We start from the raw sequence: 19,556 nt of genomic DNA on the forward strand, positions 1-19,556 counted from the left end.
GGGATCCGGTCCTGTGAATCCGGCGATAGCCCCAGCTCAGGGGCCCGCGACCCGGACCGCGCCGGGCACGCAGCGCGCGGTCAGCGGCAGCGGTCCCAGCGGCTCGCCGTCGGCGTACCCGGTGATCCCGTCGGCCGCCAGCTCGACCGCCGCCGCGCGGTGCACGGTGACCTTGGGGTGGTCGACGTGCCCGCCCCGGTAGACCGTCGGGAAGACCCGCAGCAGCGTCCGCCGGGAGCAGTCCCCGACGACGGTGACGTCGAACAGCCCGTCGGTGAGGTCGGCACCGGGGCAGATACGCATCCCGCCGCCGTACGACGATCCGTTGCCGACCGCGACCAGGGTCGCCTCGACCTCGCGCACGGCTCCGTCGTCGAGGGTGATCCGGTACGGGAACGGCCGGAAGGCGGCCAGTTCGGCGAGCATCGCGAGGTCGTACTTGAGGCGGCCGGCGGGCCATCGCATGCGGTTGCCCCGGTCGTTGACCCGGGAGTCGAAGCCGGAGGCCAGCACGGTGCCGAACCAGCGGTCCCCGGCCCGGCCGAGGTCGATGTCGCGCAGCCGGTCCTCCTTGAGGGCGTCCGCGATCTGCCGGCCCGCGGCGGCCGGGTCCCGCACCGGCAGACCGAGGGCGCGGGCGAAGTCGTTGCCGGTGCCGACGGCGACCAGGCCGAGCGGGGTGCGGGTGCCGGCGACGGCCTGCAGGGCCAGGTTGACCATGCCGTCCCCGCCGACCGCGATCAGGGCACCGGTGCCGCCGGCCACGGCGTCCCGCGCGCGGGCCAGGGCGTCCCGGGCGTCCTCCCCGAGGACCGTCCGGACCGAGAAACCGGCCGCCCGCAACGCGGAAGCGGCCGGCTGCGCCGCGTGGGCGCCCCGGCCGCGGCCCGCGGTGGGGTTGACGAAGAGAGTGATCTCGCTGGTCACGCAGTGACCTTACGAGGTGCGTCCCGCTCCTCAGGTCACGTCGTCATAACCGTTGACCCGGTCCCTGGTCGCCTGTTCGGGCAGCGCGGGGGCGGCGGCGACCGCCTCGATCTCGCCGATGTCCTCGGGGGTCAGGTCCAGCTCGGAGGCCTCGTCGTCGGCGGGGCCCAGGGCCTCGCGGCGGCTGCGACGGCGGTCGTTGACGAGCGAGACGACCACGGCGCCGAAGTACAGGATCCAGATCGGCCCGGCGAGCGCCAGCATGGTCAGCGGGTCGGTGCTGGGCGTGGCGATGGCCGCGAAGACCGTGATGCCCATGATCATGCCGCGCCACCAGCCGAGCATCCGCTTGCCGGAGATGGCGCCGGTGAAGTTGAGCATGACCAGCAGCAGCGGCAGCTCGAAGGAGAGGCCGAAGACGATGACCATCCGGGTCACCAGGTCGAGCAGGTCGTCCAGCGGCAGCAGGTTGTCGACGCCGAACGGCGTGAACTCGATCAGGACCTTCGCGGTGGTGGGCAGCACCTTGTAGGCGAAGTAGGCGCCGCCGAGGAAGAGCGGGAAACCGGTGCCGACGAACGCGTAGGCGTACTTCTTCTCGTGCTTGTGCAGACCGGGCGCGACGAAGGCCCACAGCTGGTACAGCCAGACCGGTGCGGCCAGCACGACACCGGCCATCAGGGACACCTTCAGCGCCAGTGTGAACGGGGTGAGCAGACCGTTGATCGTGATCTGCGCGCACGGGTCCTTGGCGTCCTCGGGCAGCCTCGCCAGCTCCTCGAAGGACTCCTTGCAGCCGACCGACTTCAGGATCGGCTCGGTGAAGAAGTTGATGATGTCGTTGTAGAAGAAGGCGGCGACGACCGTGACGACGACGATCGCCAGCAACGCCTTCGCGAGCCGGTTGCGTAGCTCACGAAGGTGCTCCGCGAGGGGCATCCGCCCCTCGGGATCCTTCTCCTGCTTGCGGGCAGACTTCAGCAACCCACGTTCCCATCTCGTGCGGCGGGCCGGAGGTCACCGGCCCTGCGTCAGCGCTTGGTCGTGTCCGTCGGCTCGGTGACCGGGCGGGAGCTGGTCACGTCGCCGGGGGCGGCCTGGATGACGCGCTGCGCGGGCTGCTCGTCGGAGTTGTTCGGCGGGTCGGCCGGGGCCGAGGACTTGCCGTCCTCCTTCATCGCCTTGGCCTCGCTCTTGAGGATGCGCGCGGACTTGCCGAGCGAGCGGGCCATGTCCGGAAGCTTCTTCGCGCCGAACAGCAGGATGATGACGACGAGGATGAGAATGATCTCGGGGGCTCCGAGCTTCCCGAACATAAGCTTTTACCTTCTCACCGAGGCGGGTGGGTGGGCGGCTGTCCGACCGGTCGGACAGGTGTCCGAACGACCGTGCTGGCAGCGATCGTAACGCTCAGGGGTAAACGTCCGGCAATCCCCGTGCGTACTCCCGGTTCGCGATCCGGGCCTCGTTTTCCGGACCGCGACCAGCAGCGTACCTGGCAGGTGGGCCGACTCGACAGGGCGAAGCGGCCCAAAGCACATGAACTCACCGGACTCACAGGGGCCGCACAGCACGACCCGCGACGCGGCTCACAGTGCGGCTACCGGTACGGCTCACAGCGCGTCCGCGGAGCGGGCCGCGTTGACGGCGGCGCGCTCCAGGTCCTCGGCGGCGCGGTTGATGCGGCGCGCGGAGTCGGCGACCTGCAGGCCGAGGCGCCGCGCCTCCACGAAGACCCGCACGGCGAGCACGCCGAGAACGGCAAGACCCAGGAAACCCACAGCAACCGCGAACATCGGCCAGAACATGACGCCGAGCCTAGACCGTCGAGTGGAGCCGCAGGGTCCGCACGCCGCCGCCGGTGAGGAGTTCGACGATCCGCTCCCCCGCGGGCTTGCGGACGGCCGCCCCGCACTCGGGGCAGGTGAACGAGTAGAACGTCGTACGGCTGCTGGCGCCGATGGCCAGCCGCAGGGCGCTCGCGGCGAGTTCGAAGCGGCCCCGGCAGTCCGGGCAGCCGGCCTTGAACACCACCGGGGTGGCGCTGCGCATCCCGGCGAACGCCGAGGCCACCGACACAGCGCGGACGCCGGACGCCGACTCGCTCACAGTCCCTGCTCCTGCCTGTCGAACAGCTCGTCGTGAACGGGGCTTTCGAGACCGTCGTACGCGCCCAGCGCCTCGCGGGCGACCCGGCGGGCGCTCTCGGCCAGTTCGGCCGGGGCGACGATCCGTCCGTCCCGGCCGAGGCGCAGCGCGAGGCGGCGCAGCGAGGCCGGGTCGGGGGTGCGCAGGGTGATCCGCAGACCGCCGTCCGGGAGTTCCTCGGCGCTGTCGTGCGGGTAGTACTCGGCGACCCAGCGGCCGCCGGGGCCGACCTCGACGATCACCTCGGGGTCCTCGGCCGCGGGCTGCACCAGCCCCTCGGACAGGTCCCGCAGCTCGATCTCGGGCGGCGCGGAGGGCTCGTCGAGGATGCGGATCTCGGCGACCCGGTCGAGCCGGAAGGTGCGGCGCGCCTCGGAGCGGCGGCACCAGGCCTCGACATAGGTGTGGCCGACGCTGACCAGCCGGATGGGGTCGATCTCGCGCTCGGTGACCTCGTCGCGGGCCGGCGAGTAGTAGCGGATCCACAGCCGGCGGCGCTCGGAGATCGCCCGGTCGACGTCGGCGAAGACCCCGCCCTCCGACTCGAAGGTCACCGACAGCCGGGAGCTGGCGCCCGCCGCCTCGCCCGCCGCGGTCTCCACCTTGGCGGTGGCCCGCAGCAGCGCCTGCCGGTCGCTCTCGCGCAGCCCGGGCAGGGTGGCCACGGCGCGGGCGGCCACCAGCAGCGCGGTCGCCTCGTCGGCGGCGAGCCGCAGCGGCTCGGCCGCCTCCGCGCCGAGGGCGGCCGGGTTGTGCCACCAGATGCGCTCGCCGTCGGTGTCGATGTCCAGCAGATCGCCGCCGCGGAAGCTGGTGCCGCACATGGGCAGCACGTCGAGGTCGGAGACCAGCTCCTCCTCGGTGATGCCGAAAGCGCGGGCGACGTCCTCGATCCGGGCGCCGGGGCGCTCCTTGAGATACGTCACCAGGGAGAGCATCCGCCGGGTCTGGTCGATCGCGTTCACGGGCCTGACCGGTCTGCCTGCCACTGTCCGTCCCCCTCCCCCTCAGCCCTTGGCCACGGCGCGCAGCCGGTCCACCACGTCGGCCCGCAGCTCCGCGGGCTCCAGCACCACCACGTCCGGCCCGAACTCCACCAGCCAGGCGTCCAGCCCGTGCCCGTACGGAATCTCCAACTCGTCCCAGCCGTCGCCGAGTTCCCGGACCGCGGTGGCCTTCGCCCGCAAGGGGTACCCGGCACCGGCGCGCAGCCGGATGCGCGCGCTGCGGTCGGCGGTCTCGCCCGCCCAGCCGGCGACGGTCTCGCGCACGGTGACCACGTCGGGCACCGGCGCGGTGAAGCGGGCGCCGCGCGAGCGCACCTTGCCGGTGATCCGGGACAGCCGGAACACCCGCTCCGCGCCCCGGTCGCGGTCCCAGCCCGCGAGGTACCAGTGGCCGCGCCAGCACTCCAGCGCCCACGGCTCGACATGCCGGGCCTCGGGCTGCGCGGCGTTGGCCTTGCGGTACTCGAAGACGACGGGACGGCGGTCGCGGCAGGCCAGCATCAGCGGCTCGAAGGCGGCCTCGTGCACGGGGATGCGCGGCTCCAGGGCGCCGTGGGCCTCGTAGGGGTCCACGTCCTCCGGCAGTCCGGCCGCGCGCAGCTTCTGCAGGGCGCCGCTGGCCGCGCCGGCCAGCCGGGCCTGCTGCCACACCTTGGCGGCCAGGCCCAGGGCGGCGGCCTCCTCGGCGTCGAGGGTGATGGGCGGGAGGCGGTTGCTGTCGCGGCGGGCCAGGTAGCCGACCTCGCCTTCCAGGTTCTCGACGGTCTCGATGACGAGTCCCAGCTCGCGCAGGTCGTCCTTGTCCCGCTCGAACATCCGGTTGAAGGAGTCGTCGGAACCGGGCACGCCCCTGTCCGGCCCGAAGGCCTCCATGTAGGCCTCGATGGACTCGCGCAGCTCGCGCTTGCTGAGCGGACGCCGCGTCCCCAGCAGACACAGCGCCAGGTTCATCAGCCGCTCGGCCTTGGCAATGGCCATCGACGCCCTTCGCCTTCCCTATGGTGCTTCCGACCGTTGACCGTACCGCTCCGGGGTGCCGTGACAAAAGCCGAGGGCCCACGCCTGGACAGGCATGGGCCCCGGATGATCGGAACCGGTCGGCTCCCGTAGGCGCCCCGTACGAGGATCGGAACGTCTTCTGATCGTTCCCGACCCCCGTACGACGATCGGACGGCGATCAGACGGCGATCGGACGGCGATCGGACTGCGATCAGACGCCGAGCAGGTCGACGACGAAGATCAGCGTCTCGCCGGGCTTGATCGCCGGGGTCGGGCTCTGGTTGCCGTAGGCGAGGTGGGCCGGGATGGTCAGCTGGCGGCGGCCGCCGACCTTCATGCCCTGCACGCCCAGGTCCCAGCCCTTGATGACCCGGCCGCCGCCCAGCGGGAAGCGGAACGGGGTGCCCCGGTTCCAGCTCGCGTCGAACTCCTCACCCGTGCTGAAGGCGACACCCACGTAGTGGACGGTGACGGTCTGGCCCGCCTGCGCCACCGGGCCGTCGCCCTCCCAGATGTCCTTGATCTCGAGGTCCGCCGGGGGCTCGCCACCCGGGAAGTCGATCTCGGGCTTATCGATGCTCACGTCATCGCTCCTGCTTGTGTACGACAAGTAACGCGCCCAGTCTTTCATCCCACCCGGCACACCCGTGACCAGCCACTCCACCGAAGGCGGAGGTTGCCGGCCCCACCGGCTCCGGTATGTTCGCGGCGTGAACCACAGAGCGGCCCTGGTGGCGTGCTTCCTCATACCGGCCCTCTGGGGAACCGGAAGCCTCCTGAGTGCCCTGACGGCCTCGGCGGAAGTGGTCTGCCCCGGGGAGAACGCCGGCGAGGACGGGGAGGAACGCCCCGGACCGATGCGGCCCGGGGACACCCGGTGCGCCGTGCTGGACGGAACGCTCGGCGTGGGGACCCGGAACTACGAGCAGCAGCGGCTCGCCCAGTCCCTGGAGCGGCGCGAGGACGCGCGGAACGGCGTCCTGCTCCTGGCCTACGGCGCCGGCGGGACGCTCCTGGCGTGGCGCGCCACCAGGCCCGGTTCCCGCGCGGACTGAGCCCCGCCGGTGACCGGCCGCCTCACATCTTGGCGAGGATGTCCACCGTGAACACCAGCGTCGCGCCCTTGGCGATGCCGCTGCCCTCCGGCGGGTTGTCGCCGTAGCCCAGGTCCGGCGGGATGACGATCAGCACGCGGCTGCCGACCTTCTTGCCGGTCAGGCCCTGGGACCAGCCCTTGACGACCTGCTGGAGCGAGAAGGACGTCAGCGCCTTGCGGCTGTACGTGGAGTCGAACTCCTTGCCGTTGTCCCACTGCACGCCCTTGTACTGCACGAGCACGCTGTCCTCGGCGCCGACCGTCGCGCCGTCGCCCTCGAGGATGTAGTTCGCGACCAGCTTCCCGGGCGGGTCCGTCTTCGGGACCTCGACGGACGGCGCCTTGCCGTCCGTGTTGGTGCCGACCTTGGGCAGGTCCACGTTGTCCTGCGCGACCTCGGTGCCCTTCGCCGAGCTCTTGGCGTTGAAGGTGGCCTGCAGGTCCACGACGAAGACCAGGGTGTCGGTGCCCTTGATGCCCGCCTGGGACTGGCCCTGCTCGCCGTAACCCCAGGTCGGGGGCACCGAGAACTGGACCCGGCTGCCGGTCTTCTTGCCGGTCAGCGCATACCGCCAGCCGTCGATGATGCTGCCCTGCGCGAGCTGGATCACCAGCGGCGTCTTACGGTCGTAGGAGTTGTCGAAGACCTTCGCGGTGTCCCAGATCTGACCCAGGTAGTTCGCCTGGACGTAGTCGCCCTCCGCGACGGTCCGACCGCCTCCCGCGATGACCGTCTTCACCGCGAGGTCCTTCGACGGGTCACCGCTGCCCTTGGCGACCGTCGGCTTCTCGTCGAACTTCGTGCCCGCGGTGATCGCCGGCAGCGGACCGTCGACGATCTTCGGCGACGGCGCGGCGGACGCGTCCGGCGCCGAGGGCGAGGCGCCGTCGGTGGCCTTGCTCGAATCGGCCTTGTCCTCGCCGCATCCGGCGAGCGTGACCAGTCCAGCGGGAACGGCAATCATCAGGGAGCGTCGGCGCACGGTGGGGGCCTCGTAATCGATCGATCGTGTTGATGGCGTGCGCGCAACTCTACGGCGTGAGAAGGGCGCCGTACGGGTAACGTACGGCGCCCGTGTGGCGTTCCGGCAATCAGTCCGGAAAACCCGCCGGCTCACATTCCGGCGATCAGCTTCTCCACCCGGTCGTCCACCGAACGGAACGGGTCCTTGCACAACACGGTGCGCTGTGCCTGGTCGTTGAGCTTCAGATGCACCCAGTCGACCGTGAAGTCCCGGCGCTGCTCCTGCGCCCGCCGGATGAAGTCACCGCGCAACCGCGCCCGAGTCGTCTGCGGCGGAACCGACTTGCCCTCGAAGATCTTCAAGTCGTTGCAGATCCGCGCGGCTTGACCCTTCTTCTCCAGCAGGTAGTACAGGCCACGACGACGGTGGATGTCGTGGTACGCGAGGTCTATCTGCGCGACCCGCGGATGCGACATCGTCATGTTGTGCTTGGCCCGGTACCGCTCGATGAGCTTGTACTTCATGACCCAGTCGATCTCGGTGTCGATCCGGTCGAGGTCCTCCGTCTCGATCGCGTCGAGCGTGCGGCCCCACAGCTCCAGGACCTGCTCCACCGTCCCGGTGCGGATGCCGCGCCGCTCGCAGAAGTCCAGCGCCTTCTCGTAGTACTCGCGCTGCACCTCCAGAGCCGACGCCTCCCGGCCGCTGGCCAGGCGTACCTTGCGGCGGCCCGTGATGTCGTGGCTGACCTCGCGGATCGCCCGGATCGGGTTCTCCAGGGTCAGGTCACGCATCACCGTGCCCGCCTCGATCATGCGCAGCACCAGGTCCGTCGCGCCCACCTTCAGCAGCATGGTCGTCTCGGACATGTTCGAGTCGCCCACGATGACGTGCAGACGGCGGTAGCGCTCGGCGTCCGCGTGCGGCTCGTCACGCGTGTTGATGATCGGCCGGGAACGGGTCGTCGCCGACGAGACGCCCTCCCAGATGTGCTCGGCCCGCTGGCTCACGCAGTACACCGCACCGCGCGGCGTCTGCAGCACCTTCCCCGCGCCGCACAGCAGCTGCCGGGTGACCAGGAACGGGATGAGGATGTCCGCGAGCCGGGAGAACTCCCCGTGCCGGGCCACCAGATAGTTCTCGTGGCAGCCGTAGGAGTTGCCCGCCGAGTCGGTGTTGTTCTTGAAGAGGTAGACGTCGCCCGCGATTCCCTCCTCGTGCAGGCGTCGCTCCGCGTCCACCAGGAGTCCTTCGAGAATGCGCTCGCCGGCCTTGTCGTGGGTGACCAGTTCGATCACATTGTCGCATTCGGGTGTGGCATATTCCGGATGCGATCCCACGTCGAGATAGAGGCGGGCGCCGTTCCGCAGAAAGACATTGCTGCTTCGGCCCCATGACACGACACGGCGGAAGAGGTACCGCGCCACCTCGTCAGGCGACAGACGGCGCTGTCCCCTGAACGTGCACGTGACGCCGTACTCGTTCTCCAGCCCGAAAATGCGGCGGTCCATGAGTGAACATTACGCCCGATCCCCTGAACTGAAACGGGGTTCGACAGCACGATTTGGATCATTTTCCGATGAAGACGCAACGACCGCGGTCCGCGCGGGAGCTGCGAGTACCCGACCCGTGGCCAGAAGAACCAGCAGCGACACACCCCCGGCGGCACCCGGCACGGCGAATCCCCAGAGCGCCCCGCCCCACTCCACGACCGGACCCGCCAGGCCCGTACCGACCGACGCACCCACCGTGAACGTCGTCACCAGCCACGAGAACGCCTCCGTCACCGTGCCCCTCGGCGCGTGCCGGTCCACGATGACGAACGCGCACGCGATCGCGGGCGCCAGGAACACCCCGGAGAGCGCCGTCAGCGCCGTCATCGCCACCGCGCCCGGCATCAGCATCAGCGGCAGGTAACACACCGCCAGAAGACCGACCAGCACCCGCAGTCGCCGCTCCGGCGCACCGGCCCACTGCCGCGCCCCGTACACCGCGCCACCGACCAGCGCGCCCAGCCCCAGGGCCGCCATCAGCCAGCCGTAGACCGCGTCACCGCCGTGGTCGTCCGCGTACGACACCGCCGCGACCGTGATCGAACCGAGCGCCACACCCACGAAGAGGAACGCGCCGAGCAGCGCGATCAGCCCCGGCGAGCGCAGCGCGCCCAGCCAGTGCGCCTCGCGCGGAGCCGACCGCCACGCGCGCGAGGGCGGCGACACCACGACGGACAGGGCGCCGAGCACACCGATCACGTTCAGCACCAGCAGGGCCGCCTGCGCCGACCACAGGGCAGTGCACAGGGTGACCAGCAGCGGGCCGACTGTGAACATCACCTCCTGCGCCACCGCGTCCATCGCGTACGCGGTGTGCACCTGGCCCTCCTTGCGCAGCACCGACGGCCACAGGGCCCGCAGACCGCCCTCCAGCGGCGGGGTGAACAGCCCGGCCGCGGCCACGGCGGCGTACGACAGCGCCGGCGGCTCGGTGCCCGCGAAGGCGAAGACGGCCATCGCCAGCGCCGACAGGACGGCCGCGGGCAGCTGCACACGCGGCTGGCCGTGCAGGTCCACCAGGCGGCCGAGCAGCGGCTGCCCCACCGCGTTGGCGACGCCGTACACGGCGGCCAGCGCCCCGGCGAGGCTGTACGAACCGCCCTCCGCGCGGATGAACAGCACGATCGCGATCGCGGCCGTGGCGTTCGGCAGCCGGCCCACCAGCGTGCCCACCAGCAGGCGGGCGGCGTGCCTCGCCCTGAGGATCTCCAGGTACCCCGCGGCCATGTGCCCCGCCCTCCGGCTTGAGGTTTTACGTATAACGTCCTCCGTCATACGTACCATGTGCGCTGTTCACCCGTCCAGGCCGAGCCCGGGCGCGACCCCGACCGAGGAGCAGCCGCCGGTGGCACGAGCCAGCACCCGCCCCACGAGCCGCGACGTCGCCGAAGCCGCCGGCGTCTCCCAGGCCGCCGTGTCGCTGGTGCTCGGCGAGAAGTGGCGCGGCCGCGTCTCCGAGACCACCGCCGAACGCGTCCGCCGCGCCGCACGCGACCTCGGCTACCGGCCCAACCTCGCCGCCCGCAACCTCCGCCTCGGCCGCACCCGCACCGTACTGCTCGTCGTCCCCGCCCTGACCACCGAGTTCTTCGCCGGCGTCTACACCGGCGCCGCTCGCGTCGCCGCCGCCCACGGCTTCGGCGTCGTCCTCTACCCCTCCCCCGAAGGCATCGGCCCCGCCCGCGACCCCTTCGCCTCCGCCCAGGCCGCCCTCGACGGCGTCATCGCCTCCTCCATGGCCGCCGACGCCCTCACCGCCATCCGCGGCGACCAGCTCCCCCTCGTGATGCTCGACAGCGACCCCGACGGCAGCCTGGGCGCCGCCACCGTCAACCTCGACATCGCCGACGGCATCCGGCAGATCACCGAGCACCTGCTCGGCCTCGGCCACCGCCGCTTCCTCCACCTGGCCGCCGACGTCCCCTCCTGGACCTTCGAGGTACGCGCCCGCGAACTCGCCGCACGACTCGGCACCGTCCCCGGCACGACCCTGCGCACCGCACCCGCGCCCATCCACATCGACGACGCCCTGACCGCCGCCGAGACCGCGCTCACCGGCCCCGGACCCCGCCCCACCGCGATCATCTGCGACGACGACAAACTCGCCGCCGGCGCCTACAAGGCCGCCCGGCGACTCGGCCTGCGCATCCCCGACGACATCTCCGTCACCGGCCTCGACGACCTCGCCCTGGCCACCGCCATCGACCCCGAACTCACCACCGTGCGACTCGACGCCGAGCTCTTCGGCGAACGCGGCATGCAGGCCCTGCTGGCCGTCCTGGAGGGCCGCACGCCCGCCCGCGGCGACATCCCGGTCGAGTTGGTCGTACGAGGCTCCACGGCGCCGCCACCGGCCCCCTGAACGCCGTGTGCCCCGGACCTCGAAAGGCCGGGGCACACTCACGGTGACGGGGGAAGGCGGAGGTGACTACTCCTCCTCGGAGCCCTCCGCCGACTCGGCGGACTCACTCTCCGACTGCGCGGCGGCGTCGTCCGCCAGCAGCCGCGACAGCTGCCGGCTGGTGATCCGCTTGAACTTGCGCTTCTGCGGACGCGTACGGTCCAGCACCGCGACCTCCAGGCGCTCGGCGGGGATCTCCCGCTGCGTGCCGTTCGACTCGCGGGACAACGCCTGCACGGCCAGCTTCAACGCCTCCGACAAGGTCATGCCGTCCTGATGACGCTGATCCAGATAGTTGCTGATCAGCTCCGCGTTGCCACCCACCGCGACCGAACCGTGCTCGTCCACGATCGAACCGTCGTGCGGCAGCCGATAGATCTGGTCGCCCTCGGGCGTCTCACCGACCTCGGCGACGACCAGCTCCACCTCGTACGGCTTCTCACCGACACTGGAGAAGATCGTGCCCAGCGTCTGCGCGTACACGTTCGCCAGACCCCGCGCGGTGACGTCGTCCCGGTCGTACGTGTAGCCACGCAGGTCGGCATAGCGGACGCCGCCGATGCGCAGGTTCTCGTACTCGTTGTACTTGCCGGCCGCGGCGAAGCCGATCCGGTCGTAGATCTCGCTGAACTTGTGCAGCGCGCGGGACGGGTTCTCACCGACGAACACGATGCCGTCGGCGTACTGCAGCACGACCAGACTCCGGCCGCGCGCGATGCCCTTGCGGGCGTACTCGGCCCGGTCGGCCATGGCCTGCTGAGGTGAGACATAGAACGGCGTCGACACCGGTTATCCGTCCCTTTCTGTGGAAGTCACTGGATCACCTGCAACAACAGCGCCCGCGCTCAGAGCAGCGCGGCCCGCGGACCGTCGGGCTGCTCCAGACGCCGCTCCAGCACCGAGCGGGCGATCTGCGAGGACTCGTCCTCGGTGAGCCGGCGGAAGCCGTCCTCGGTGATCACGGTGACGATCGGGTAGATCCGGCGGGCGACATCGGGGCCACCGGTCGCCGAGTCGTCGTCTGCCGCGTCGTACAGAGCCTGCACCACGAGCGTCGTGGCCTGCTCCTCGGTCAGGTCGTCACGGAAGAGCTTCTTCATCGCACCGCGCGCGAAGATCGAGCCGGAACCCGTGGCCGCGTACCCCTGCTCCTCGGAACGGCCGCCCGTCACGTCGTACGAGAAGATGCGGCCCTTGTCGCGGTCCAGGTCGTATCCGGCGAAGAGCGGCACCACGGCCAGACCCTGCATGGCCATGCCCAGGTTCGACCGGATCATCGTCGACAACCGGTTCGCCTTGCCCTCCAGCGAGAGCTGGGCACCCTCCACCTTCTCGAAGTGCTCCAGCTCCAGCTGGAACAGCTTCACCATCTCGACGGCCAGACCGGCCGTGCCGGCGATGCCGACGGCCGAGTACTCGTCCGCCGGGAAGACCTTCTCGATGTCCCGCTGCGCGATGATGTTGCCCATCGTGGCCCGGCGGTCACCGGCGAGCACGACACCGCCGGGGAACGTCACGGCCACGATCGTCGTGCCGTGCGGGGCCTCGACCACGCCCTGCGTGGGCGGGAGTTGCCGGTTGCCGGGCAGCAGCTCGGGCTGGTGCTCCGACAGGAAGTCCATGAAAGAAGAAGATCCAGGCGTCAGGAAGGCAGCTGGTAGACGCCCGGTGCTACGAGTGTTGGCTTCCACGCGATTCCTTCCACGTAAGCAGCAGCCCGCCTTATGGCATCGGGCCGATCCTTGAACTGCCCCAGCGCGGCGTTGCAGCTGAAGCACAGTACGCCACGGACCCTACCCGTCTCATGGCAGTGATCCACATGCGCGGCGGGGGCGGAAAGACACATGCAGCAGATGCCCCCCTGGCTGTCGATCGACGCGTCGCGTTCGGCTTCGGTGATGCCGTACGGACGCTTCGGATGACCCTGCCGCCCCTGCACCGCCCGGCAGGTCTTGCAGCGGGTCGACAGGCCGTCCGATCCCATGGCCTGCCGGCGGCGCCGGTAGTGCGCTGCGCCGTACTGCGCCACGCACTCCCGGCACCGCACCTGAAGGCCGTCGCTCCGGTTCCTGTCCCGTGCGAACGCGGGCGGCGGCAAACACCGCCCGCAGCCCGTGCACCCTTTCCCGGGCGTCTCCTCACCCATCCCCCGTACCTTCACTTCAAAGGCAAGCGAGTCCGAGCGCCTTTACTCGCCACCCTTTTGCACGAAGGAGCGCACGAAATCCTCTGCGTTCTCCTCGAGCACATCGTCGATTTCGTCGAGGACCGAGTCCACGTCGTCGCTCAGCTTCTCGTGACGCTCCTTGAGGTCCTCCGAAGCCTGCGCCTCCGCCGCCTGCTCCTCGACCTCCTCGGTCGACCGGGTGGCCTTCTGCTGTCCGCCGCCGGTGTCCTTGGTCGCCATAACCCTCACCCCGCTCGGTTCGCCCGACACAGTTGCTCGGTCAAGATCAGACCCTACTCGCCGGGTCTGACAATGGCCCCGCAGTTTCTCCAACGTACGGGGCCCACCTCGATGATTCCCGGACACGGTGGTTTCCACCCTGCCCGGGCGGCACTTCCCGGGTACCCGCTCAGCCGCCGGAGAGCACCCTGACCAGGTCCTCGGCGGTGCGGCAGCGGTCCAGGAGCTCCTTGACGTGATTACGCGTTCCGCGAAGCGGTTCCAGGGTTGGGACGCGCTGCAGCGAGTCCCGGCCCGGGAGGTCGAAGATCACGGAGTCCCAGGAGGCCGCCGCGACGTCGTCCGCGTACTGCTCCAGGCAGCGCCCGCGGAAGTAGGCGCGGGTGTCCTCAGGTGGCTTCTGCCTGGCCCGCTCGACCTCCGCCTCGTCCAGCAGCCGCTTCATGCGCCCGCGGGCCGCGAGACGGTTGTAGAGGCCCTTCTCGGGGCGTACGTCGGCGTACTGGAGGTCGACGAGGTGGAGCCTCGCGGCGTCCCAGTCGAGGTTGTCGCGGCGGCGGTAGCCCTCCATGAGCTCGCGCTTGGCGACCCAGTCCAGTTCGCCGGCCAGGCTCATGGGGTCGTGTTCGAGCCGGTTGAGGGTGTCCTCCCAGCGGGACAGGACGTCCTTGGTCTGCTCGTCGGCGTCGGCTCCGAAGCGTTCCTCCACGTATTTGCGCGACAGCTCGTAGTACTCCATCTGGAGCTGGACCGCGGTGAGCGTGCGGCCGCTGCGGAGCGTGATGAGGCGCTTGAGGGAGGGGTCGTGCGACACCTGGTGCAGGGTGCGGACCGGCTGGTCCACGGCCAGGTCCACCGCGATGAAGCCGTCCTCGATCATGGACAGGACCAGGGCGGTGGTGCCCAGCTTGAGGTACGTCGAGATCTCGGAGAGGTTCGCGTCGCCGATGATCACGTGGAGGCGGCGGTACTTCTCCGCGTCCGCGTGCGGCTCGTCGCGGGTGTTGATGATGGGGCGCTTGAGGGTGGTCTCCAGGCCGACCTCGACCTCGAAGTAGTCCGCGCGCTGGCTGAGCTGGAAGCCGTGTTCGTGGCCGTCCTGGCCGATGCCGACGCGGCCGGCGCCGGCGAAGACCTGGCGGGAGACGAAGAAGGGCGTCAGGTGGCGCACGATGTCCGAGAAGGGGGTCTCCCGCTTCATCAGGTAGTTCTCGTGCGTGCCGTAGGAGGCGCCCTTGTTGTCGGTGTTGTTCTTGTAGAGGTGGATGGGCTGGGCCCCGGGCAGCTGAGCGGCCCGTTCGGCGGCCTCGGCCATGATCCGCTCGCCGGCCTTGTCCCAGAGGACGGCGTCGCGGGGGTTGGTGACCTCGGGCGCGCTGTACTCGGGGTGTGCGTGGTCGACGTAGAGCCGTGCGCCGTTGGTGAGGATGACATTGGCGAGGCCGATGTCCTCGTCGGTGAGCTGGCTGGAGTCGGCGGCCTCGCGGGCGAGGTCGAAGCCCCGCGCGTCGCGCAGCGGATTCTCCTCCTCGAAGTCCCAGCGGGCCCGGCGGGCCCGGTGCATCGCCGCCGCGTAGGCGTTGACGATCTGGGACGAGGTGAGCATGGCATTGGCGTTGGGGTGGCCGGGGACGGAGATCCCGTACTCCGTCTCGATGCCCATTACTCGCCGTACGGTCATGCGGCCCTCCTTGCCCGGCGTAGCCCTCGGTCGTGGGCTCCGCTCAGATACCGCTGGTGCTCTGTCGCGTGAGCGGTGCCCGTCCCCGCACTGCGCGACTCGGCGGTACGGAAGAGCCTAGAACGCCTTTGCGCCGGTGTGGAGATCATTTGCGTCATTGCCTGCTCCAGCCGTGGCCGGAAAAACAGTCGGCTGCGGGTACCCGGAAAGGGCACCCGCAGCCGCCCTGTGTTTTACAGGTACTGTCCGGTGTTCGCCACCGTGTCGATGGAGCGTCCGGTGTCCGCGCCCTGCTTTCCGGTGATGAGGGTGCGGATGTAGACGATCCGCTCGCCCTTCTTTCCGGAGATCCGGGCCCAGTCGTCGGGGTTGGTGGTGTTCGGCAGGTCCTCGTTCTCCTTGAACTCGTCCACGCATGCCTGGAGGAGGTGGGAGACGCGGAGGCCCTTTTGGTTGTGCTCGAGGAAGTCCTTGATGGCCATTTTCTTGGCGCGGCCGACGATGTTCTCGATCATGGCGCCGGAGTTGAAGTCCTTGAAGTAGAGGACTTCCTTGTCGCCGTTGGCGTAGGTGACCTCGAGGAAGCGGTTCTCCTCGGATTCGGCGTACATGTGCTCCACTGCCGTCTGGATCATGGCCTGGACGCATGCGGCCTTGTCGCTGCCGTGCTCGCCGAGGTCCTCGGCGTGCAGCGGGAGGCGTTCTGTGAGGTACTTGCCGAAGATGTCCTTGGCCGCTTCGGCGTCCGGACGTTCGATCTTGATCTTGACGTCGAGCCGGCCGGGTCGCAGGATCGCGGGGTCGATCATGTCCTCGCGGTTGGAGGCGCCGATCACGACCACGTTCTGCAGGCCTTCCACGCCGTCGATCTCGGCGAGCAGCTGCGGGACGATGGTGTTCTCCACGTCCGAGCTGACGCCGGAGCCGCGGGTGCGGAAGAGGGATTCCATCTCGTCGAAGAAGACGATGACGGGGGTGCCCTCGCTGGCCTTCTCACGGGCTCGCTGGAAGACCAGGCGGATCTGCCGCTCGGTCTCGCCGACGTACTTGTTGAGGAGCTCGGGGCCCTTGATGTTGAGGAAGAAGCTCTTGCCGGCGGCCTGGCCGGTGACCTCGGCGACCTTCTTGGCCAGCGAGTTGGCGACGGCCTTGGCGATGAGCGTCTTGCCGCATCCGGGGGGCCCGTAGAGCAGGACGCCCTTGGGCGGCCGCAGTTCGTGCTCCTTGAACAGGTCGGGGTAGAGGTACGGGAGCTCGACCGCGTCGCGGATGGCTTCGATCTGGTTGCCGAGGCCGCCGATCTGCTCGTAGCCGATGTCGGGGACCTCTTCGAGGACGAGTTCCTCGACCTCGCTCTTGGGGACGACCTCGTAGACGTAGCCGGAGCGGGGTTCGAGCAGGAGGGCGTCGCCGGGGCGGATGGTGACGTCCAGCAGCGGCTCGGCGAGCCGTACCACCCGTTCCTCGTCGGTGTGCCCGAGCACCAGGGCGCGCTCGCCGTCCTCGAGGATCTCCTTGAGGGTGACGATGTCCCCGACGCGCTCGAACTCCATGGCCTCGACCACGTTGAGCGCTTCGTTGAGCATTACTTCCTGGCCGCGCCGGAGTTCTTCGACCTCGACGCTGGGGCTGACGTTCACGCGGAGTTTGCGGCCTCCGGTGAAGATGTCGGCCGTGCCGTCCTCGTTCGCCGCGAGGAAGACACCGAAGCCGGCCGGCGGCTGTGCGAGCCGGTCGACTTCTTCCTTGAGGGCCACGATCTGGTCGCGGGCCTCACGGAGCGTGTTGGCGAGTCGCTCGTTCTGGGCGGACACGCCGGCCAGGTTGGTCTGCAGCTCGACGATCCGCTCTTCGAGAATCCTCGTGTGTCGCGGAGAGTCGGCGAGCTTGCGTCGCAGGACGGCGATCTCCTGCTCAAGGTAGGCGATCTGCCCGGCCGGGTCGTCGGACCCGCGTCCCGGGCGGATGCCGCGGTTCATGTCGTCGTCGTGGGCTGCCACGGTCCTCACCTCCTCCAAGGGGAGCTGGACGCTTCCAGACCCTACCTGGGTGGGTGTCGATTGAAACCCCTAGATCACAAAGACGGTCGGGGTGTGTCCGATCTTCACCCTTGCGCTCTCCCTCACGCCAGGGGAATACCCACCGAACGCGATTGGAAAGCGACCAGAGGTAGGGTCGAAGCGTTCAACACCCGCCAGAGCTGGCCGGATTCCCGTATGGCTCGGCGCAGAAAACGGCAGGAGAGATGACCGTGCAGCAGGAGGCCGGAGTCGTCGGCGAGGCGCTGGAGGTCTGGATCGATCAGGATCTCTGTACCGGCGACGGCATCTGCGCGCAGTACGCGCCCGAGGTGTTCGAGCTGGACATCGACGGTCTGGCCTATGTGAAGGGCGCCGACGAGGAGCTGCTTCAGGCGCCGGGCGCCACAACGCCCGTGCCGCTGCCGCTCCTCACGGATGTGATCGACTCGGCGAAGGAGTGTCCCGGCGAGTGCATCCACGTGCGTCGGGTTTCGGACAGCGTCGAGGTCTACGGACCGGACGCAGAGTGACTGAATAAGCACCCTGCGTTACGACTGTCTGATTTCTCACACCATTTGGTGGCGTGCGTCAGACGCTGCGGGCCTCCGCGGGTGACGAGCGGACGAACGAGCCGTTCTTCCACCGCCACTTCGCGTTCTCCTCGACGTCCGGGCAGCAGGTGGGCACGTCGGGGGTCGAGTAGCCGAGCAGGGTCGTGAGGACTTCGCCGTCGCGGACGGCGAAGTCCTTGACCGTGTAGCGGTCCTTGGGGTCGACGAGGGTCGCCACCACGCGCGCGTGGGTGTCGTCCGCGCCGCGGGTGAGGACGTACACGCCGTCGGGCGGGGTGCTGATGCCGGCGTCGCAGTGCACCACGGCGACCGTCTCCGGCCGGCCGTCGCCGTCGAGGTCCCCGGTCGCCTCGCGTTCCACGACGGCTTGCACGGGCCCGCATTCGAGGGGGAACTTCACGCCGTCCGTGGCGGGCGCGGCGACCACGGGGGCCGACTGCGTGCCGAGGCCCGGTTTCTGGGCGGCGGTGGCGGCGTCCGGCTGGAGGAACGAGGAGAGGGCCACGACACCGGCGAGCGCGGTGGCGGTGGCCAGCCAGTGGATGGGGCGGGTGCGGGTGTGTGCCAGTTCCGGGACCGCGGATTGCTGCACTAGGAGTGTCTCCTGTGAGAGCTGTGCCGGTGGGGTGGCCTGCATGCTGCCACACCTCACAGGGCGGGGGAACCGCGGGGTCCGGGCCTGGTCGCGGTCGTCGCGGGACCAGGGGCTCTGCGGGGCCCTGGGGCACTGGAAAGCGCCGAGGGGCGTCAACAGCGCGGCGCCGTGCCCGAGTTCCACGCGGGACGCGGGAACTCGGGCACGGCGCCGGGACGTTGTACGCGGCACGGGACCGCCCCGGGCGGCCGGTGCCCGCGCGTTCAGCGGCCGATGCCGCCGTCGGCGTTGGGGCCGGTGTAGTCCTCGCCGTAGGCGCCCTTGGCGGGGCGGCGGCGGCGCATGGGCGGCTCGACGCCGTCCGCGAGGCGGCGGGCGGTGAGGAGGAAGCCGGTGTGGCCGATCATCCGGTGGTCCGGGCGGACCGCCAGGCCCTCGATGTGCCAGTTGCGGATCATCGTCTCCCAGGCGGTCGGCTCGTTGAAGCAGCCGATCTCGCGGATGGACTCCACGGTCCGGGCGAGCTGGGTGGTGGTCGCGACGTAGCAGCACAGGATGCCGCCCGGGACCAGCGCCTTGGAGACGGCCTCCAGGCACTCCCAGGGGGCGAGCATGTCGAGGATGACGCGGTCGACGTCGGTGTCGCTCAGGTTGTCCTGGAGGTCGCCGACGGTGAGCTGCCAGGCGGGGTGCGGGCCGCCGAAGTAGCGCTCCACGTTCTGCTTGGCGATCTCGGCGAAGTCCTCGCGGCGCTCGTAGGAGTGCAGCATGCCCTGGTCGCCGATGGCCCGCAGCAGGAAGCTGCTGAGCGAGCCGGAGCCGACGCCGGCCTCCACGACGCGGGCGCCGGGGAAGATGTCGGCGAAGGCGAGGATCTGCCCCGCGTCCTTCGGGTAGACGACTGCTGCCCCGCGGGGCATGGAGAGGACGTAGTCGGGGAGCAGGGGGCGCAGCGCGAGATAGGCGACGTTCCCCGTCGTACGGACAACGCTGCCCTCGGGAGCGCCGATCAGCTCGTCGTGCGGGAAGGAACCCTTGTGGGTGTGGAAGTTCTTCCCGGCCTCGAGCGTGAACGTGTAGTGGCGGCCCTTGGGGTCGGTCAGCTGTACCTGGTCCCCGACCTTGAAGGGCCCGCGGCGGCGGGCGGCACCGGTCGGTTCGGACATGTGAACAGACTACCGGGG

Annotated in this window: 22 protein-coding genes; 3 read left to right on the forward strand and 19 right to left on the reverse strand. The window is 70.0% G+C overall.

From position 1 onward, the window contains the following. Positions 1-36: 36 nt before the first annotated feature. The 8 genes from AMK31_RS20575 to AMK31_RS20610 all read right to left on the reverse strand — a co-directional run bounded on the left by AMK31_RS20575 (position 37) and on the right by AMK31_RS20610 (position 5,664). Entirely contained in the window at positions 37-927 is an 891-nt protein-coding gene (locus tag AMK31_RS20575) for a diacylglycerol kinase (RefSeq protein ID WP_073942048.1), read from the reverse strand. A gap of 30 nt (positions 928-957) precedes the next feature. Next, positions 958-1,911 carry a twin-arginine translocase subunit TatC gene (gene tatC / locus AMK31_RS20580; RefSeq protein ID WP_073942049.1) on the reverse strand — a complete coding sequence of 318 codons (954 nt, stop codon included), beginning with the start codon at positions 1,909-1,911 and terminating at the stop codon, positions 958-960. A gap of 47 nt (positions 1,912-1,958) precedes the next feature. After that, positions 1,959-2,243 carry a Sec-independent protein translocase subunit TatA gene (gene tatA / locus AMK31_RS20585; RefSeq protein WP_073942050.1) on the reverse strand — a complete coding sequence of 95 codons (285 nt, stop codon included), beginning with the start codon at positions 2,241-2,243 and terminating at the stop codon, positions 1,959-1,961. 297 nt (positions 2,244-2,540) lie between these two features. Next, entirely contained in the window at positions 2,541-2,735 is a 195-nt protein-coding gene (locus AMK31_RS20590) for a hypothetical protein (RefSeq protein WP_073942051.1), read from the reverse strand. Between the two features lie 10 nt (positions 2,736-2,745). Further along, the gene (locus AMK31_RS20595; RefSeq protein ID WP_073942052.1) at positions 2,746-3,036 is read right to left on the reverse strand and encodes a hypothetical protein; all 291 of its coding nucleotides are present in this window, start codon (positions 3,034-3,036) and stop codon (positions 2,746-2,748) included. Then, the gene (locus AMK31_RS20600) at positions 3,033-4,064 is read right to left on the reverse strand and encodes a helix-turn-helix transcriptional regulator (protein WP_073942053.1); all 1,032 of its coding nucleotides are present in this window, start codon (positions 4,062-4,064) and stop codon (positions 3,033-3,035) included. Before AMK31_RS20600 ends, AMK31_RS20595 begins: the two co-directional genes overlap by 4 nt. 18 nt (positions 4,065-4,082) lie before the next feature. Then, positions 4,083-5,060 (reverse strand): helix-turn-helix transcriptional regulator, encoded by a 978-nt coding sequence (locus AMK31_RS20605; protein ID WP_073942054.1) that lies wholly within the window; start codon positions 5,058-5,060, stop codon positions 4,083-4,085. Between the two features lie 232 nt (positions 5,061-5,292). Next, positions 5,293-5,664 carry an FKBP-type peptidyl-prolyl cis-trans isomerase gene (locus AMK31_RS20610; RefSeq protein ID WP_055709516.1) on the reverse strand — a complete coding sequence of 124 codons (372 nt, stop codon included), beginning with the start codon at positions 5,662-5,664 and terminating at the stop codon, positions 5,293-5,295. A gap of 127 nt (positions 5,665-5,791) precedes the next feature. Between AMK31_RS20610 and AMK31_RS20615 the strand changes: the two genes are divergently transcribed. After that, positions 5,792-6,136, forward strand: a complete 345-nt coding sequence (locus AMK31_RS20615; RefSeq protein ID WP_079186883.1) for a hypothetical protein — start codon at positions 5,792-5,794, stop codon at positions 6,134-6,136. Between the two features lie 22 nt (positions 6,137-6,158). Here the strand turns inward: AMK31_RS20615 and AMK31_RS20620 are convergent, their stop codons facing one another. The 3 genes from AMK31_RS20620 to AMK31_RS20630 form a co-directional block, all read right to left on the reverse strand. Beyond that, positions 6,159-7,160, reverse strand: a complete 1,002-nt coding sequence (locus tag AMK31_RS20620) for an FKBP-type peptidyl-prolyl cis-trans isomerase (RefSeq protein ID WP_073942055.1) — start codon at positions 7,158-7,160, stop codon at positions 6,159-6,161. Positions 7,161-7,291: 131 nt separating this feature from the next. Next, entirely contained in the window at positions 7,292-8,653 is a 1,362-nt protein-coding gene (gene pafA, locus AMK31_RS20625; protein WP_073942056.1) for a Pup--protein ligase, read from the reverse strand. A 9-nt stretch (positions 8,654-8,662) separates the two neighbouring features. Next, a complete protein-coding gene (locus AMK31_RS20630) occupies positions 8,663-9,922 on the reverse strand; it encodes an MFS transporter (RefSeq protein WP_073942057.1) in 1,260 nt (419 codons plus the stop codon). Positions 9,923-10,040: 118 nt separating this feature from the next. On the opposite strand from AMK31_RS20630, the gene AMK31_RS20635 reads away from it, so the two are divergent. Next, positions 10,041-11,057 (forward strand): LacI family DNA-binding transcriptional regulator, encoded by a 1,017-nt coding sequence (locus tag AMK31_RS20635; protein WP_073942058.1) that lies wholly within the window; start codon positions 10,041-10,043, stop codon positions 11,055-11,057. 66 nt (positions 11,058-11,123) lie between these two features. On the opposite strand, the gene prcA is transcribed toward AMK31_RS20635, so the two are convergent. The 6 genes from prcA to arc all read right to left on the reverse strand — a co-directional run bounded on the left by prcA (position 11,124) and on the right by arc (position 17,184). Further along, positions 11,124-11,882 (reverse strand): proteasome subunit alpha, encoded by a 759-nt coding sequence (gene prcA, locus AMK31_RS20640; RefSeq protein WP_073942059.1) that lies wholly within the window; start codon positions 11,880-11,882, stop codon positions 11,124-11,126. A 59-nt stretch (positions 11,883-11,941) separates the two neighbouring features. After that, the gene (prcB, locus tag AMK31_RS20645; RefSeq protein ID WP_073942060.1) at positions 11,942-12,787 is read right to left on the reverse strand and encodes a proteasome subunit beta; all 846 of its coding nucleotides are present in this window, start codon (positions 12,785-12,787) and stop codon (positions 11,942-11,944) included. Then, positions 12,739-13,242 (reverse strand): endonuclease VII domain-containing protein, encoded by a 504-nt coding sequence (locus AMK31_RS20650; protein ID WP_073942061.1) that lies wholly within the window; start codon positions 13,240-13,242, stop codon positions 12,739-12,741. The genes prcB and AMK31_RS20650 overlap by 49 nt, the downstream gene beginning before the upstream one ends. Positions 13,243-13,284: 42 nt before the next feature. After that, a complete protein-coding gene (locus AMK31_RS20655) occupies positions 13,285-13,503 on the reverse strand; it encodes a ubiquitin-like protein Pup (RefSeq protein ID WP_031486664.1) in 219 nt (72 codons plus the stop codon). Positions 13,504-13,672: 169 nt separating this feature from the next. Then, positions 13,673-15,184: a depupylase/deamidase Dop gene (gene dop, locus AMK31_RS20660; protein ID WP_338013045.1), complete on the reverse strand. Its 1,512-nt coding sequence runs from the start codon at positions 15,182-15,184 to the stop codon at positions 13,673-13,675. A 233-nt stretch (positions 15,185-15,417) separates the two neighbouring features. Further along, a complete protein-coding gene (arc, locus tag AMK31_RS20665) occupies positions 15,418-17,184 on the reverse strand; it encodes a proteasome ATPase (RefSeq protein ID WP_073942063.1) in 1,767 nt (588 codons plus the stop codon). 245 nt (positions 17,185-17,429) lie between these two features. Here arc and AMK31_RS20675 point away from each other — a divergent pair, with 245 nt between their 5' ends. Next, positions 17,430-17,735: a ferredoxin gene (locus AMK31_RS20675; RefSeq protein WP_073942065.1), complete on the forward strand. Its 306-nt coding sequence runs from the start codon at positions 17,430-17,432 to the stop codon at positions 17,733-17,735. 58 nt (positions 17,736-17,793) lie between these two features. On the opposite strand, the gene AMK31_RS20680 is transcribed toward AMK31_RS20675, so the two are convergent. Both AMK31_RS20680 and AMK31_RS20685 read right to left on the reverse strand, forming a co-directional pair. Next, positions 17,794-18,369 carry a hypothetical protein gene (locus AMK31_RS20680; RefSeq protein ID WP_073942066.1) on the reverse strand — a complete coding sequence of 192 codons (576 nt, stop codon included), beginning with the start codon at positions 18,367-18,369 and terminating at the stop codon, positions 17,794-17,796. Between the two features lie 266 nt (positions 18,370-18,635). Next, entirely contained in the window at positions 18,636-19,538 is a 903-nt protein-coding gene (locus AMK31_RS20685; RefSeq protein ID WP_073942067.1) for a tRNA (adenine-N1)-methyltransferase, read from the reverse strand. Positions 19,539-19,556: the final 18 nt, after the last annotated feature.

The organism is Streptomyces sp. TSRI0107 (assembly GCF_001905845.1).
Lineage (GTDB): Bacteria > Actinomycetota > Actinomycetes > Streptomycetales > Streptomycetaceae > Streptomyces.

What these genes read in the sequence shown, in the direction of transcription:
- tatA (WP_073942050.1), bottom strand. Translation starts at nt 2,243, where the DNA reads ATGTTCGGGAAGCTCGGAGCCCCCGAGATCATTCTCATCCTCGTCGTC.
- AMK31_RS20590 (WP_073942051.1), bottom strand. Translation starts at nt 2,735, where the DNA reads ATGTTCTGGCCGATGTTCGCGGTTGCTGTGGGTTTCCTGGGTCTTGCC.
- AMK31_RS20605 (WP_073942054.1), bottom strand. Translation starts at nt 5,060, where the DNA reads ATGGCCATTGCCAAGGCCGAGCGGCTGATGAACCTGGCGCTGTGTCTG.
- pafA (WP_073942056.1), bottom strand. Translation starts at nt 8,653, where the DNA reads ATGGACCGCCGCATTTTCGGGCTGGAGAACGAGTACGGCGTCACGTGC.
- AMK31_RS20630 (WP_073942057.1), bottom strand. Translation starts at nt 9,922, where the DNA reads ATGGCCGCGGGGTACCTGGAGATCCTCAGGGCGAGGCACGCCGCCCGC.
- AMK31_RS20650 (WP_073942061.1), bottom strand. Translation starts at nt 13,242, where the DNA reads ATGGGTGAGGAGACGCCCGGGAAAGGGTGCACGGGCTGCGGGCGGTGT.
- AMK31_RS20655 (WP_031486664.1), bottom strand. Translation starts at nt 13,503, where the DNA reads ATGGCGACCAAGGACACCGGCGGCGGACAGCAGAAGGCCACCCGGTCG.
- dop (WP_338013045.1), bottom strand. Translation starts at nt 15,184, where the DNA reads ATGACCGTACGGCGAGTAATGGGCATCGAGACGGAGTACGGGATCTCC.
- AMK31_RS20675 (WP_073942065.1), top strand. Translation starts at nt 17,430, where the DNA reads ATGACCGTGCAGCAGGAGGCCGGAGTCGTCGGCGAGGCGCTGGAGGTC.
- AMK31_RS20685 (WP_073942067.1), bottom strand. Translation starts at nt 19,538, where the DNA reads ATGTCCGAACCGACCGGTGCCGCCCGCCGCCGCGGGCCCTTCAAGGTC.